Annotated in this window: 13 protein-coding genes; 9 read left to right on the top strand and 4 right to left on the bottom strand. The window is 67.1% G+C overall.

Annotation, left to right across the window (positions count from 1 at the left end; translation table 11 throughout):
• The first annotated feature begins 73 nt into the window (after nt 1-73).
• Nucleotides 74-652: a hypothetical protein gene (locus ACIBJB_RS29195; RefSeq protein WP_398934748.1), complete on the top strand. Its 579-nt coding sequence runs from the start codon at nt 74-76 to the stop codon at nt 650-652.
• Nucleotides 653-947: 295 nt separating this feature from the next.
• Here the strand turns inward: ACIBJB_RS29195 and ACIBJB_RS29190 are convergent, their stop codons facing one another.
• Nucleotides 948-1,460, bottom strand: coding sequence for a hypothetical protein (locus ACIBJB_RS29190; RefSeq protein WP_398934746.1), 513 nt, complete (start codon nt 1,458-1,460; stop codon nt 948-950).
• Between the two features lie 464 nt (nt 1,461-1,924).
• Here ACIBJB_RS29190 and ACIBJB_RS29185 point away from each other — a divergent pair, with 464 nt between their 5' ends.
• From ACIBJB_RS29185 to ACIBJB_RS29150, 8 genes are all read left to right on the top strand, one after another.
• On the top strand, nt 1,925-2,626 hold the full coding sequence (locus tag ACIBJB_RS29185; protein ID WP_398934744.1) for a hypothetical protein: 702 nt from the start codon (nt 1,925-1,927) through the stop codon (nt 2,624-2,626).
• A gap of 258 nt (nt 2,627-2,884) precedes the next feature.
• On the top strand, nt 2,885-3,316 hold the full coding sequence (locus ACIBJB_RS29180; RefSeq protein ID WP_398934742.1) for a hypothetical protein: 432 nt from the start codon (nt 2,885-2,887) through the stop codon (nt 3,314-3,316).
• A gap of 96 nt (nt 3,317-3,412) precedes the next feature.
• Complete coding sequence (locus ACIBJB_RS29175; RefSeq protein WP_398934741.1) at nt 3,413-5,665, top strand: hypothetical protein; 2,253 nt, start codon at nt 3,413-3,415, stop codon at nt 5,663-5,665.
• Nucleotides 5,666-5,676: 11 nt separating this feature from the next.
• Nucleotides 5,677-6,351 carry a hypothetical protein gene (locus tag ACIBJB_RS29170; protein ID WP_398934739.1) on the top strand — a complete coding sequence of 225 codons (675 nt, stop codon included), beginning with the start codon at nt 5,677-5,679 and terminating at the stop codon, nt 6,349-6,351.
• A gap of 199 nt (nt 6,352-6,550) precedes the next feature.
• Entirely contained in the window at nt 6,551-7,450 is a 900-nt protein-coding gene (locus ACIBJB_RS29165; RefSeq protein WP_398934737.1) for a hypothetical protein, read from the top strand.
• Nucleotides 7,451-7,752: 302 nt separating this feature from the next.
• On the top strand, nt 7,753-8,076 hold the full coding sequence (locus ACIBJB_RS29160; RefSeq protein WP_398934735.1) for a hypothetical protein: 324 nt from the start codon (nt 7,753-7,755) through the stop codon (nt 8,074-8,076).
• Nucleotides 8,073-9,203, top strand: a complete 1,131-nt coding sequence (locus tag ACIBJB_RS29155; RefSeq protein WP_398934733.1) for a WXG100 family type VII secretion target — start codon at nt 8,073-8,075, stop codon at nt 9,201-9,203. The genes ACIBJB_RS29160 and ACIBJB_RS29155 overlap by 4 nt, the downstream gene beginning before the upstream one ends.
• Nucleotides 9,204-9,217: 14 nt before the next feature.
• Nucleotides 9,218-10,648, top strand: coding sequence for a hypothetical protein (locus ACIBJB_RS29150; protein ID WP_398934731.1), 1,431 nt, complete (start codon nt 9,218-9,220; stop codon nt 10,646-10,648).
• A gap of 228 nt (nt 10,649-10,876) precedes the next feature.
• Here ACIBJB_RS29150 and ACIBJB_RS29145 read toward each other — a convergent pair whose 3' ends face one another.
• The 3 genes from ACIBJB_RS29145 to ACIBJB_RS29135 form a co-directional block, all read right to left on the bottom strand.
• A complete protein-coding gene (locus tag ACIBJB_RS29145; protein ID WP_398934729.1) occupies nt 10,877-11,530 on the bottom strand; it encodes a hypothetical protein in 654 nt (217 codons plus the stop codon).
• 221 nt (nt 11,531-11,751) lie between these two features.
• Nucleotides 11,752-13,452 carry a PQQ-binding-like beta-propeller repeat protein gene (locus tag ACIBJB_RS29140; RefSeq protein ID WP_398934727.1) on the bottom strand — a complete coding sequence of 567 codons (1,701 nt, stop codon included), beginning with the start codon at nt 13,450-13,452 and terminating at the stop codon, nt 11,752-11,754.
• Nucleotides 13,452-14,993, bottom strand: coding sequence for a hypothetical protein (locus tag ACIBJB_RS29135; protein WP_398934725.1), 1,542 nt, complete (start codon nt 14,991-14,993; stop codon nt 13,452-13,454). The genes ACIBJB_RS29140 and ACIBJB_RS29135 overlap by 1 nt, the downstream gene beginning before the upstream one ends.
• Between the last annotated feature and the right edge of the window lie 99 nt (nt 14,994-15,092).

Below are 15,092 nucleotides of genomic sequence, written 5' to 3'. Positions count from 1 at the left end.
GGCGCAAGCCGGTTACGCATTTGTGATTAAAGCGAACAATCCTGTTCCAGGCGGCCCGCGGCTTGAGGCGGAAATGAGCACGACGATCCGGTTGTCGGGTGCTCGGCCGGATGATGTCCCGCTCACGGAAGTGTTCGAGTCGCGATCCACGGAGCGGTGGACTCGCCAGTCGCCGGTGCCCTTCTGGATCCATGGCGGGCAAGGCGGTGGACTGATGTGTTCCGTCCATCCGACCGGCCCGGATGCCTACGACGTGTACGCGGCCGATGGTGTGCAGCTGGCCCGCATCACGCGCCGGGCCGGCCGCTTTCTGCCATGGCCCCGCCGTATCCGGTGGACGGCGCAGATCAGCGGCATGCCCAGGCCCTTCAAGGGTAAGGTCGGAAGTTGGTATTCCTGGCTGGCCTACGCCTTGACTGCCCCGGTCTGGTTGCTCTTCTTCCTCGGCATGCTGGTGTACTCACTGATCGAGGGCGACACGAGCGACACCAGCCTCGACGGTCCGACACGTACCCGATGGAGTACGGCCGGATCCGGTACGGCCCTGGACTATCGGGGAATCGGCAAGGTCTACCACTTCGAACCTCAGCGCTTGGACGTCCGCGTCGCTTATGCACAAGCGGTCCTTCATGCTTGGGAACGGGTGCGCTGATGTCACGGCGGAGTAGTGAGAGCCGTCCGGCCGGGCATCAGGGGCGGCTTCCGGCCTGGGAGGGGCGCTTGTGTGCCCGGTGAGTCGAGCGACGCGAACCAAGACTGTGCTTACGGTCGACCGCTCGGGGGCCGATGTGGCGGGTCGTGCGAGCGCTCGTGACATCCAGGCCTCCACGTAGAGCCGCTGTGTGAATGAATCGGAGATCCTGACCTCGGTTTAGTGGCGCGACGCGTTTTGCATCCTCGGAAAGCGCCCCCGCCGTCGTCGGCTGAGGACTACCTGCCGGCCGACCTCACAATTTGCCGAAGACCACTCCCCGCCAGGCCCAACCGGACTTGAGGGTGGTGGCCCGCAGAGGGTTGACCAGGTCTGAGCTGTCGAAGTGGAAGGTCTCCCTCGCTTCGAGGCTGCCGTCGTCTCCTCGTTGGAGCCTCCGGTGGGTGGAGACGGTCCTGCTCGGGCCGCGTGTGTACTGCGACGAAATCTTGAGCCTCGGAGGGTTCCCGACGCGGCTGAGCTCCCACGCTTCCTCCAGCGCGCGTACCTCGTGGTCCTCGTGGTTCAGGCGCATGCGGATACGGATGGCGCGCAACAGTTGGGACTGGACGAAGAAGGTCTGCCAGGTCGGTTCGGCCAGTCGCCACTCTGCGACCAGGTCGGCGTCTTCCGGGGCGCCGTCGCGGATGACGTACGGGAGGTCAGGCCGGTTGAGGCCGAGCAGGGCTGCCTGCACTTCCCTGGGGGAGGCCGGTGTGACGCCGTCGGCGGGGTGCTGCGTGCCGGTCAACTTGTCGAAGAGTCCCACGAGGTCAATCTACGGGCTCTGCGACCACCGGTCGGAGGGACATCCGGAAGAATCCATCGCGGAGCGGGGATCCTCGGCGGGTTGCGTGAAGTACAAGTGGTCATTGTGTGGAAATTGCGGCTGTGCTTCCGCTGCTCGTTCGGGCTTGCGGATTCATTCCGCGGTTCCCTGTGTCAGTGCGTCGACTTCGGCGGCTAGACTCGAACGCCGTCGATGTACCACGGAGCGAGTCCCTCGTGAGTACGGCTACGCTGTGACGGCCGTACAGGCGTTGGGTGCGGTATCCCGTGAGGGTTTCGGGCGACAACTCGGCCGACAATAAGCCGAGTTGGAGTTTCGGGCGATTGTTGTTTAGATGATCACGCAAGTTCGCCCGCAATCGAATACTCACGGGGGTCTTTATGAAGACGCACATTCTGTCTGCCCGGCATGCAGCCGTCGCGTTCACGTGCGCCGTCGCACTCATGTCGCTCACGGCCTGCAACGACGACAGCAACGCAGCGGAGTCCGCAGCCGGTTCCACGCCGTCCAAGGCCGCGAAGGCCAGTCCCGCCGCCGAGCCGAACGGAATTGAGAAGCTCTCCGTCAAGGAGATCTACAACACGGGTCTGAAGGCAAATGCCGAGGCGGGATCGTTCCACGAAAAGATGACACGTGAGGGCGGCAGCAGCGATCTGCGGCTCTCCGCCACGGGATGTGTCGGCACCGTCAAAATTGCGGGGAAGGGCTCGTTCCAGATCATCCGCAAGGGCAACGACATCTGGGCCAAGCCTGACTCGACGTTCGCCGACGGCATGAACTCGGCGCTCGGCGAGAACGCGTTCTCCACTGCCAAGTGGAGCCACGGGACGCCGAGCAACGCGCTGATGGAGAAGCTTGCGAGTTGGTGCCACAACGAGCAGATCACAGCGCCCGACACGCTCGACGCCAGCACCAAGCTGACCAAGGGGAAGGTCACCACGGTGGACGGCCAGCCCGTGGTGCCGGTCGTCTTGGCGTCGAAGGGAGAGTCGGTCACTTGGTACATGGCGACCACGGGCAAGCCGTATGTCCTCAAGCGGGCCAGCAGCCGTGACGACATGCCGGACCTCGCGTACTCCGACTTCGCCGCGGCGGTGGACGTACAGGCGCCGACGGGGTCGGTGGTGGAAGCACCGGAAGCCTGATCTCCGTGCGCCCGACGGCCCGGCGGGCAGCTACCCGTCGGGCCGTTCGCGTTCGCGTCTCACGGTCCGGTGAACAGTGGTCCACGCAGAGGAAGATCCGGTATCTTTCGGCCTGCTGATTGGCATGTCCTTGCCTAGGTCGCCGAGCGCGAGGCTCGGCCGGAGTGGGCACCTCACGTCGTACGGATGCAACGAAATCCGTGGGCGAGTGAGTGGACCGGCATGCCCACCACTTTCACAACGGGGATGGGACAAGGGATGAGTACTCCCTTCGATGCACCGCAGCACAGCGGTTCCACTCAGACGCGGCTGAACTCCGTGCCCGCAGAGGGCGGTGGCGGAGGCGGCGGTGGCGGTACCAACGTCGACACCCAGCGCCTCGACGCGGCTGCCAACGCCCTCGTCGAACTGCGCGGTGACACCGAGAACGCCGACAACGCCGCTGACGACGACTGCCTGAGCGCCTCCAGGGGGCTGAACAAGCACAGTGCCGGGGGCATGGCCGAGGCGGGCTCCTGGGCCACCGCCGGTTCCCTGGTGACCATGGACGTCCGCTGGGGATCCCAGGTCATCAACCTCAAGAGCCTGCTCCAGGACATCAGCGACAAGCTCCACACTACTTCCGGCCACTACACCAGCACCGAGCAGGAGGAACAGGCTCGGCAGCACTCGATCAGCCCCTTCGGGTGATGTCGGGCCGCCCGGGGCCGTCGCCGTCGCCGTAGCGCCGCGCCCGGGTGAGCCCATCGAGTCGGACCTGAACCCCCTCACAAGGAGCAGTCGCACATGGTGTCCATCCCCTACCTCGACAAGGCCGACCTCGGCCCGCTGGCCGACGCCGCCGCATCCTGGAAGGCATTGCCGGCCAAGTACGACGCGTTGCAGCGGGAGTTCGAGCAGCGGGTCATCAACCACCTCAAGGGCCACTGGGAGGGTGACGCGGCCGAGGCCGCCTTCGTCACCATGGGCAAGGCCCGTACGGAGTACGAGAACGCCGCCACCGAGGCGGAGCGCATCGCCAAACTGCTGCTGGACGCGCACGGCGAATTCACCGCTTCCCAGAAGCAGTTGCACGCCCTGCTCGACGAGGCCCGCAACGACCACTACAAGGTCTACGACGACGGACGCGTCGAGGACGTCGACCCGCGGCAGGACAGCCCGACCGCTTCCGCCTCGCCGGGTCTGGCCGAGGAACGCAAGAAGAAGCTGGACTCGCTCGTCTCCCGGCTGACGCGGGTCCTGGAACTGGCCACCGCCGCGGACGAGGCCGCCAGTTCGGCTCTGGAACGCGACGCCAACGGCGACAGCCAGTCCTTCAACACCAGCGTCTACACCACCCTCGACTCCGTCGAAGCCGACCAGGCCGCCGCCCTGATGAACAAGAAGGGCCGGCTCTCCGACGCCGAGATCACCAAGCTCAACCTCCTTCTCTCCGCCAACAAGAACGACCCCGAGTTCTCAAGGGACTTCGCGGTCAAGACCGGCGGCGAGAACATGCTGAGCAAGTACAACGAGCTCATGAGCCCGCCGGCCGGCACCACGCTCTCCAAGGCGCAGCTGGCCCAGCTCAAGGAGCTCAAGGCGAACTTGGGCACCACCATCGGAACGGCGACCACGTCGGACGACGGGGGTACGCCCGACAAGGACATCACCAACTTCCAGAACGACCTGCTCAAGGCGGGCCAGCGCGACTTCAACGCCAACCCCACCGAGTCGCCGTACGGCCTCAGCGGCTACCAGCTCACCAGCAGCCTGATGAGCGAGGGCAAGTGGGACAAGGACTTCCTCCAAGACTACGGCGACGCGCTGATCACCGCGGAGAAGAACGGCGCCAACGCGGGGCAGAACCCGGACGCGTACTGGGGCTATCCGCGGACGCTGGGCACGACCAACATCGGGGCGCTCGACCCGATGGCGGGGTACATGGACGCCTTGGGCCACAATCCGGAGGCCTCCACGGAGTTCTTCGGCTCCGAGACCTCGGTCAACGGCGAAAAGGTCGACCACTACGACTACTTGATGAAGGACCGGCACTGGCCCGAGGGCGCGGGCTACACCGGTGACGACAAGAACCCCAACGGCTACAACAACCTCGGTCACGCCCTGGAATCCGCCACGACCGGCCACCCGTACGACGCCCCGATCCCGAACCCGCTCCCCAAGCACACCACCGAGCAGGCCGAACTCACCTCGAAGATCATCTCAGATGTGTCCCAGCATCCCGATCTCGCCCACAAGGGGATGAACGACAGCCTGGGCCGCATGTCCGCCGAGTACATGCCAGACATCAATCGCGCCCTGGCCAACGACGAGACGGGTCTGGACAAGCTCTATCCCGAAGGTGACAGCGCACCGGCGATCATCAGCGACAAGAGTGAACGTGACGTCACGCGTTTTCTGTACACAGTCGGCCAGGATCCGGACGGGTACGCGGCCATCAACTTCGGTCAGACGCAGTACACCAGCTCGCTGATGGAGTATCACCTCGAGCATCCGGAGGCCTACGACGTCTCGGCGACCGAGAAGATCGAGAAGATCAGTACGAACTCGGCGGAGATCGAGGGCATCATCGGTACCGCCCGCAAGGACGCGGTCATCCACGACAAGGTTGCCGACGATGCGGTGTTCAACAGTCGCATCGAGGCAGCGGGGGACTGGGCGAAGACCGGCGTCGGTATCGGGATCGGCGCGGGGACTGCCACTATCGCGTCTCCGGCAGGTGGGGCAGTGGCCGGTGCAGCTGCAGAATGGGTCAGTGGCCAGGTGATCGACTCGATGGTTTCCGGTGCTACCAGGGACTCGCTCGGCGAAGTCGTCTACAGCACAGGTGGAGAGGTCGAGGATCGAAAGAGGTCTTTCATGGCGGTCACCAGCGACGCCGCGATGCTTGCGAACGAGCGGGCCGATACCGGGCTGAGTCAGGAGCAGGTGGACACCGCGGTGAGCAAGGGGCTCAACAGCGGCCACGGAAACGCCAAGGACAACCTGGACGACTTCGCCAGTGACCTCGATGCCGATACATCCGGCCTCGGAAATTGAGAGGCCAGCCCGTGACCGACCCCACCCACCCCAAGCCCGAGGTCCCTGTGAGCACGAGCTCTGCTTTTCGGAAACGCCTGACCGTCGGCTTGCTGGCAGTACTCTGCCTGGTCGCAGGAACAGTCATCGGCGACCGCTTCATCCCGTTCCGCGGCACGGGTGTCTCCGCTGACTGCGGTGGCATTCTCTCCGCCGTTGACATGGGGTTCATCGAGCAGACCACCTTTACCAGTCGACGGGTCACCTCTACGGAGTTCACCGAGTCCGGTGCGGGCGACGCGTACCGGCTGGACTGCACGATCGACGGTGACGAGAAGACGCAGCTCGACGCACGGGTCCGCCTCACCACCGTCGGCGCCGAGGCATGGGAGGACGACCTCAAGGAACGGGGCCGTCTGCCGGGCGAGACGAAGCCCTTGAACAGTGCAGCCGCCGGTGGGCAAAAGTCCGTGGCGCTGTCCGGTGACTCGAGCGCGGCCGTCTATATCCCCTGCAAGTTGGACGGCAATGCGACTGCTCATCTCAGCGTCTCCGTGGAGTCTCCTGGTGCTTCCGACGGCAACACAGACAGCCAACGTCTCACCATCGCAGCCATCGCTTCCCGCCTCGCCAACCACGCCGTCCTCAACGCCGGGTGTCTGAAGCCTGTTTCCGCGGCCGACCAGTCGCCCTCCTTCGGCTCCTGATCGTGGACCGACCTGGCCCCGAAATGAGTGCCCCATGACGTGGGATCACCGCACATGGATCCGAGGGAAAGTAAGACGCCGGCTGATGAGTTCCGCGCTGACACTGGCCGTCCTGGGTGCCGGGTACTACGGGTTCCAACTCCAGTACCCGGCCGCCAAGACAGCGCGGGTGTGCAGTGGGATGCTTCCGGTCGACCCGGTGCTGAGCCTCGCGGGGAAGTCGAAGCTCTCTCTGCTGGGCTTGGGCTTCCACGTCTCCAGCAAGCAGTTCGACGTCTCCAGCGATGTGACGGAACCAGCCGGTCTGGCGACGACGTGCGACGTCGACGGCGTCGTCATATCGATCGAGACCGCGTCCGGTGCTCACAACGCATACGGGTTCTATTCCTTCCAGCGTGACCAGGAGTCCTTTCCCGTACCACTGGACGCGGGTTGGCAAGGATTCATGGTCACTGATGAGGACGAGGCGACGGCGTCGGTGCTTCTCAGTTGTAAGAACTGGACGCCGGAGGAGGGCAGCGGAATCCTCGTGGTGGGCGAGTCGCCCTACGACAGCGAGCCCACAAAGGCCGTCCGGCTCGACCTCGCCCGTACAGTGACCGGGGCAGCCCAGCGTGCCGCAGAGAAGACCGGTTGTGCGCAGGAACCGGGAAACTCGGGCAAGCTCACCGCTCCTGCTGCCGAAGCCACGACCGTGCCGGTGAGCAACGCCACGGGGACCTGCAAGGGGATGACGTCCGTGACGAAGGTGCGGGAAACCGCAGCTGGAACGTCACCGGCCGAAGAGTGTCTACTCGTGGGCGGTCTGCAACTTGCCGCCGCCTACGGTCCCTTCAGCGATGCTTCCCAGGCTGTGGTCAACGGCCCGTACGGGGGCCACGACACTCCTTCGGGAACCGACGAATACACGGCCTGGACGTCAGCCACCTGCCAGGGCGCCCTGGGCATCGGTTACTACCACGCTTGGCCAGTCGAGGGCAGTGACCGGGAGTTCACCTCGGACCCGCTCACGAAGGAGGAGCGCGCGGATCTGGAGAACTTCGCGGAGCAGTCGGCGGCCCGCCATGGGTGTGGGGCACCGGCGGCCCTGCCCTCTTGAGTTCGTCCGAACTCGCCTACAGGCGCGCGGCGTTGACTGTTTTTGCCGGGCGCTCGGCGAAAGCTCACGGCTGCTCCGCTCCGGGCAGGTCCCTGACGACGCTTTCCCCGGTGGGCTGGGTCAGCTGCCGGGCAGCGGTTTTCGAGGTCGATGGTCCACACCGCGGATTCGAAAGAAGTGGTGCCACCTGGCAGGGAGTTGACGCCGTCCCTCCATCGTGTGCTGGTACGTGACTCTTCGGTCGGCGTGCGGTTGCGGAAGTGCAAGTCCAAGATCTCGAGGGATAGTGCACGGAGCGGCGTATGTCTGGTGACTTCTACTTAGATCCGCAGGAACTGGCGAAGCTGGCCGGCGCGTTCGATACGCGGGCGTATGACCTGGCGAGTGCGGTCAGGGCATTTCAGGGTACGACGGGGGCGGAGCAGATCCATGACGGTTTCGGGTTTCTGACAGAGTCCGAAGAGGTCACGTCGGCCTATGTGGAGTTGGCCGCAGGGATGGTCGAATCGCTGGGGAATCTGGCTCGGCATTTCGATGAGGTAAGCCAGGCCCTCAAGGGCAACGCGAAGAATTCCGAAGCGTCGGACGAGGCTCTCGCCGGTCTGTTCAAGGGTGGGAAGACTTGAGCGAAGAGAGCGTCGCCGAGAAGGTGTACGAGGCCGGGATCGAGGTGGTGAATCCCGGTGGCCGTCCAGATGTGCTGCGGGCCGCGGCCAAGGGGTGGCGGACGATGGGGGAGGAGCTGGAGGAGGCGTACGGCGGGCTCGACAGGAGGGCGCGGGGCGTACTCGGTGAGCATTGGCGGGGGGAGTCCGCCGAGGCCTTCCGTGAGTATTGGGCGAACGTCGGGCGAGCCGTCGAGGAGACAGTGCCGCTTTTCGAGCAGGCGGCCGAGGGGCTTGAGGAGGCGGCCGACAACATCGAGGAGATCAATGATGAGATTCATCAGATCTACCTCGAGATCGGTGTATCCATCGCAGCGTCCGCCGCGCTCTCCTTTGTCACGCTGGGCTTTTCTGCGGCTGCCGGAGCTGCCAACGCACTTCGTCTCGCCGCGCAGGCCGCCGATGCCGCGTCGAAGTTGGGCCGGCTGCTCGGCGCTGCCGCTCGTGTGTTTCGGTACGTTCGCGGGCTGGCGAGGGGGAGCGAGGGGTGGCGGCTGGTTGTCGAGCTCGGTGTGCAGTGGGGTGCGGGGACCGGGACGGGGATCGCGACCAATCTGGCCATGGGCAAGGACGCCGAGTTCGTCAACAACGCCGTCAACGGAGCCGTGGGAGCGCTGGGCGGGAAGTACGGGTCCGGCCTGTTGGCGCAGAGGCTGGGTGGAGGTACGTGGGCGAGCGCCGCCGACGGTGCGGCGGTGGGGGGCGCCTCGTCGGTCGTCGGTGACACCCTGAACAACCTTCACAGCAGGGGTCGGTTCGATGCCTCTCAGATGGCGCTCGGAGCCGTGGCCGGAGGGCTGACCGGGGGTGCTGGGAGCGCTGCCGTCCACCGAGCCACGGATGGACGGACGCTCTCCGCGGCGCACCAACTCGTGGGGGATGTGGCCACCAATGCTCCCATCAGCTTCGGACTGGGAGCAGGAGGCAACATCTCCAAGGACGTCGACGAGGTGGCCAACGGCAACCCCAATGCCGAAGAGGCCAAGGACAAGCCCGGCGCGGTCGCTGACGCGAAGAGGAACGCGAGAGAGGACGCCGACGCCGTGCGGGGGCGGCCCGATCCGCAGAGGTATGGAGCATTCGGGTGAGCAGTGAATGGACCATGGACAAGGACGCGAACGGTGCAGCCGACGTCATCGGTCTTCGACTCTTTCTCCGCTGCGGGAGGTTCGTCGCCGCGGCTGCTCCGCTCGCCCTCGCGGCGTTGACTGCAGCGTGGCTTTTTCTGGGAGCCACGCTGGTGCGCGCAGCTGTCTTGTGGTGTTCGCTGGGGCTGTTGGCCACATGTGTGGTGGTCCTGGGCGTGGCGGTGGTGCGTGCGGGCGGCCCGTCCCGTCGCGAGACCTACGAATGGGGTGTGCGGATCGCTTCGACCACCCCGGACTGCGGCGAAGGCGCCGTGCCGTTGCGAGTGGATGGCACGCGCTGGTTGTCGGCGCGCCTCGCCGGCGTGATGGTCGCCGTCCCCGCGATGTTGGCTCTCTGGGTGACGCTCGCCGTCGTCGATGGACGGGCAACCGGCACGAGTGCCGTACTGGCCGAGGCTGGTGCTGTGATCGAGCAGCGTCCCATCGTGAAGATCGAGAACGAGGTTGCCGAAAGTCGTCACAGCACTGCCGATGCCACAGCCGACTTCACCGTTCTGCTTCCTTCCCCGACTGGTGAGGGCGTGCCGGTGAGATTCGAAGCGACCACGAATTTCCGCCGCGAAGTCGGCAGCGACCTCTACGTCGCCTACGTCCCCACCCACCCCGAACTGGGCGCCATCGGCGACGACCAGCGTGAGGACGTGCAGCGTCAACTCGCCGGGCGGGCCGTGCAGTTCGGTGACTCGTGGACGATCGGTGGCTTTTGGGCCCTGGTGACTCTTGCCCCGCTCGGCTACTGGTGGAGGAACGAGAGCCCGCGTCGCCCGAAGCGAACCGTCACCCCCGACTGGCAGTCCCTGCGAGTCGCCGTCGTTGGTACCAAGGAACACACCGACGTGCCCCCGCCCGGCAGCCCGGAGGCGGCCGACGAGAAGAAGCGTCGGGAGAACACCCGCACGTTGCGGTGCCTGATGCTGGAGGGCGGCGGGCGGCAGGTTCCCTTCCACTCCCAGATGGACGGCGAAGCCGCGGGGGCCGCCCTGACCGGCGCGCATGGGTGGCTGCTCTGGCATCCGCGCCAACGTCGTGGGCGGGATGTCCTCGCCGAATTCGTGGGCGACGACGGCTGGCAACTGCCGGGCGCCGTCCCGGTCCAGGTTGCCGAGCAGGCCGAGGAGGCGGGCGTCATGGCACCCGCGCAACCGGATCCCGAGCGGCGAGTGCAGACCCTGGACCTCGGCGCCGGCTGGCTTGTGACCGCGTCCGCACCGGTCGTCGTGGGACTCGCGGTGGCGCTCGGTTGCCTGACCGCCCTGCTGCTCGTCCCGGACAGCGGCGCGTGGCGGCTGTGGACGGCTGCGGCGGGCGTGCTGACGCCCCTCGTCGCTCTCATCGCGCAGGTGGTGGCGAGGATGGACCACGGCGATGGTGACGCGGAGGGTTGAGCGGTGCCGCTGAACAGGCCTCTCACCGACACACCGGAGGAGATGCCCTGACCGGATGAAAGACACCCCCGACGCCCCGACGCCCCGACCACTTGGGGCTCCGTAAAATCCGGAGCGCGTTGTCGGGGCCAGGTCCGGGAAGTTGCCGGGCACTGCCTTCGACCACGGGGAAGCCCACCGTGCGCTACCGAGACGCTGGAGTCCGGTCAGTCGTCACCGGCCTCGACGTCACGTCTCGAGACGCTTGCGCCCGATCGCGTAAGCGAGCCCCCACGCGGCCGCTGCCGCAACCACAAGCCCCAGCGGAGAGAACCAGTCGACTCCGCCGGACGCCTCGTCGTTCCACCAGGCCTTGGCCGGGAAGAAGGGTTGGGCCTGGAGGAAGTGCCAGGCGGCGAGGGGGGTTTCCTCCAGGGCGAAGATCAGCGGAAGCGCGTTGACATAGCCGAAGAACGCGCCGAGCGCGGCGATCACGGCTCCGCCGATCCCGGCACCGTTGTGGCCGCGGCCCACTGAGCCGACCAGGAAGCCGACGACCGCGCCGTTGATGAGCGCGTGCGCCAGGTACAGGACGGTGGCCACGGTGACCGACTGTTCCCTGTACGTGGCCGCGATGAGCCCGGTGTAGAGCAGCGCGACGAGGACCGAGGCCGCGAGGCCGAGAACGATCGCGCCGACCGGGTTGCCGTCGGTGGCCGGGCCCTGACCGAGAGGCTGCGGCGGCTGGAACGCAGGTGCCGGGTGCATCGGGGGCTGCCCGGGGACGGGCGGCGGGCCGAACCCCGGCTGCTGCTGTGGCGCGGGCTGCATGTACGGGTTGTAGCCACCCTGCGGCTGCTGCGGAGGCTGTGGTGGCGGTGGGTACGGCGGCGGCTGGCTCATGGAATCCCCCGACGAAAGAAAGAACTGGCTGCGGGAGCAAGCTACCTGCGAGATCGGGAGAGGGCCGTAGGGGGCGGAGCAGGCACTGTGAAGAGCGCTGTTCGCGGCACGGGGGACGCGCGTGAAGGTTCGGCGGAGGCCCCCGCAGCGGTACTGACCCGGGCAGAAGGCCCCATCGCCGGTACGCCGGCGACGGGGCCTTCTTGACAACAGCCCCTCCGTCAGTCGCTGGTCGGGAGAGCCACCAGCGTGTACGGGGTCTCGCCGTAGGTGACGGAAGGGTTCGGCTCGGAGATGTAGAGCCGGGCATCGTGCCAGAAGGGCCGGGCCCATATCGACATGCCCTTGCGGATGTCCGTCGGGTACTCGACGACGGTCTTCGTCGAACCGTCCTTCGCGTTGAACTCCACCAGTTCGGGGCCCTTGTCGTTGTCGTTGCTGGTCTTGTAGGCGAGGATCCGGTCACTTCCGGCCGCGGGCAGCGGATAGTACGACCTGAACTCGACCGCGTCGGTCTTCCACAGCTGCTTGCCGCTGTCCAGGTCGTACGCGGCCAGCAGCTCCTTGCTCTTCGGGCCGGTCACATCGATGACGAAGGTGTCGCCGAAGACGCCCGCCTCCGACCAGGGGCCGCCCAGGGAGTCGTCGGTCATGACGTACTCGGACGGTGTGGCGGGGGAGAACTGGCTGCGGACCTTGCCCGTCTCGTCGTCGAGGGAGAAGAGCGCGTCCCCGTCGTCGCCGTGCCGGAGCAGAACGACGGGAGAGGTCGAGACGACGTCGCGGCCCTCGATCTCGCCGAAGTCGTCCTTGGGCACCTTGTGGTGGTAGGTCCAGCGCGGCTGTCCGGTGGCCGGGTCGACCAGCGAGACCTCGTCCCAGTTCTGGCCCCAGTCGGGGTCGTCGAAGTCGCTGACGTGGCAGCCGCGGACCCGGATCAGTGCCTTGCCGCCGGTGAACTCACCGCTGGGGCAGTCCTGTGTCGCGAACTTCTTCGGGTCCCAGGCCGTCGTGCCGTCGGCCGCCTTCAGCGCCAGTGTCACCTTCGCGGCGTTGACGACGACCACGTCGCCGGCCCGGGCGACCGACACCTCGTCCTTCGACGTGGTGCCACCCGGCTTGAGGTCCTTGTCCCAGAGCTGCTTGCCGGTGCCGAGGTCGTAGGCCACGAGGTGGTCGCAGGCCTTGCCCTCGCCGTAGGCGACGATGCCGATGTCGCCGGAGGAGTTCTCGGGCGCGACGCACGCCTCGCTGCTGTCGCCGGGGAGCGCCGTCGCCCACAGCTGCTTGCCGTTGTCGAGGTCGTACGCCTTCACGCCGTTGGGCAGGGTCTGGACCACGGCCTTGCCGGTGAACCAGGTGCCCCGCGTCTTGGCCCCGAGGACCGCGTCTACGTCCTCGCCCTGCTGCTTGGCGGCCACGCTCCACAGCACGTTGTTGCTCGCCGAGCCGACGAGCATGTACCAGGCCCCGAAACCGGCCCCGCTCAGCACGAGCACGGCCATGACGAGCAGCACGATCATCCCGACCGGCTTCTTCCGCGCGTTCCCGGGCTGGGCCGGGCCGACGGGGCCGAGAGGGCCGCCCGGCCCGGCGTACCCGTACGGCTGCGGGGGCTGCGGCGGGAACCCGTAGCCCTGTTGCTGGGGCTGCTGGGGCTGCTGGGGATGGCCGTAGCCCTGCTGCCCGGGTTGCTGTGGATAGCCGTAGCCCTGCGGCACCCCGTACCCCGGCGGGGGTGCCTGCGGCGGCGTGTTCGGCGGGGCCTGCTGCGGTCCGCCGTACCCATACCCGTACGGCTGCGGCGGCGGGCCCTGCGGCGGCGCCGGCGGTTGCTGCGGGTACCCGTACCCCGGCGGGGGGACGGGCGGAGGCTGCTGCCCGTACGGGCCGGCGGAGCCCTGGCTGCCGTCTGTACTCATCAGCTGTTGCTCCTCACGTAACCCGCCCAGGCGGCCTGGAACTCGCTCTCCCCCATGCCCGTGGCCTCGCGCAACTGCTGGTCGAGCTGCCCGGGGTGGCGGTACTGGTCGGTGACGAACCGAAGAGCCGCGGCCTCGCCGTTCTTCTCGGCCATGAACCGGATGGCCAGGTAACTGACCGTGTAGTTCGTGGAGACCTCGTCCCCGGCCCCGGGATCCTCGGGCAGCGTGCCGCTGAACTCCTTGCCGGTGACGTCGTTGCGGATGGTCAACGCACCGAGCTCACTGTCGAAGCGGAACGCCACGTAGTCGGCGAAACCCTCGACGACCCACCAGCGGGTGTTGGACTCGGTGGCGAACCCGCCGGAGGCGGCCTCCAGGGGCTGCACCACGGCATGCGCGAACTCGTGGTGGGAGATCTCCTGGACGAGCTTGGGCCAGTACGTCGCGTTGGTGAATCGGTTCCCGGACATGTCCATCTTGACCCGGGCACCGCCGTACTCCAGGTCCTTCTCGTCACCGCCGAACCCGGCGTCGAAGGTGGGCATCGCCACGCTCTGGCCGGCCTCCCAGTCGACGGACTGCGAGCCGTACAGGGAGGAGTAGGTCTTGCGGTCGGGTTCGAGAACCGTCACGAAGCCCGTGGGCGTCTCGGTGTCCTGGGGGCCGTTCGCCTTCCACAGCTCGATGTCGTCCTTCGCGGCCTTCTCGATGTACGGCGCGTAGCGGTCCGTGTCGGCGGCGTGCTTCTTGTCCGAGATCGTCAGCGTGTGGGCCTTCTTGACGACGTGCATGTCGTCGTAGAGGTCCCAGGGAGCCGGGTAGAACACATAGCTCTTGGCACCGAAGGCGCCGGGTGCGGGACCCACCTTGGTGATCCGTGGCTCGGCGTCCTTGGACTCCCGTTTGATGATCCAGCGGTACCACTCGGACACCGGCCGGACGTCCACGTCCTGGATCTTGTGGACGAAGGCGACGTCGAGGGCGACCGTGGCTCCGTCGCCGTACTCGTCGGTGCTCGTGCCCGTCGTGTTGAGGATGGAGTACTCGGCCTGCGCGAAGGGGATCTTGCGCAGATTCTCGAAGAGACTCTTCTGCGTGTCCTTGGCCTCGCCGGTGAAGGGGGCGAGGTACGTGTCCTCCTCGCCGCTCCTCAACGCCTGGCTGCGGCCGTCGAGCAGTTCCTGGATGTCCTTGGAGCTCAGCAACTGCTCGCCCTGCGCGTTGCCCGCCGCGGTGGGCAACGCGCCGCCGCCGAAGGCCTGGTATGCGGCGAGCCCGCCGATGCCGAGAACGGCGAGCACGGCCAGGACGACCACACCGATGACGGCCTTCTTCAGGCCGCTCCCGCCCCGGTCACCGTTCCCGCCCCGGTCACCGCCGGCTCCGCCGGGAGGCTGCGGCTGCGGGTACGGCGTGTGGGGCGGCGCGGGCCAGCCCTGAGCCGTGGCGGGTGGTTGCGGCGGATAGGCGTAGTGACCTGGCGCGGCCTGGGGCGGATGGCCGTAGTGACCTGGTGCGGCCTGGGGCGGGTAGGGCACGCCACCTGGCTGCTGCTGCGGCGGCGGCTGCTGCTGCGGCTGTGGGGCCCACCCTCCCTGCCCCTGTGGATACGCGCCACCCGGCCCTCCGGGCGGCGG

Origin of the sequence: Streptomyces sp. NPDC050759, assembly GCF_044456945.1 — a bacterium.
Classification (GTDB): Bacteria; Actinomycetota; Actinomycetes; order Streptomycetales; family Streptomycetaceae; genus Streptomyces.
This window is presented reverse-complemented; position numbering and strand designations above follow the sequence as displayed.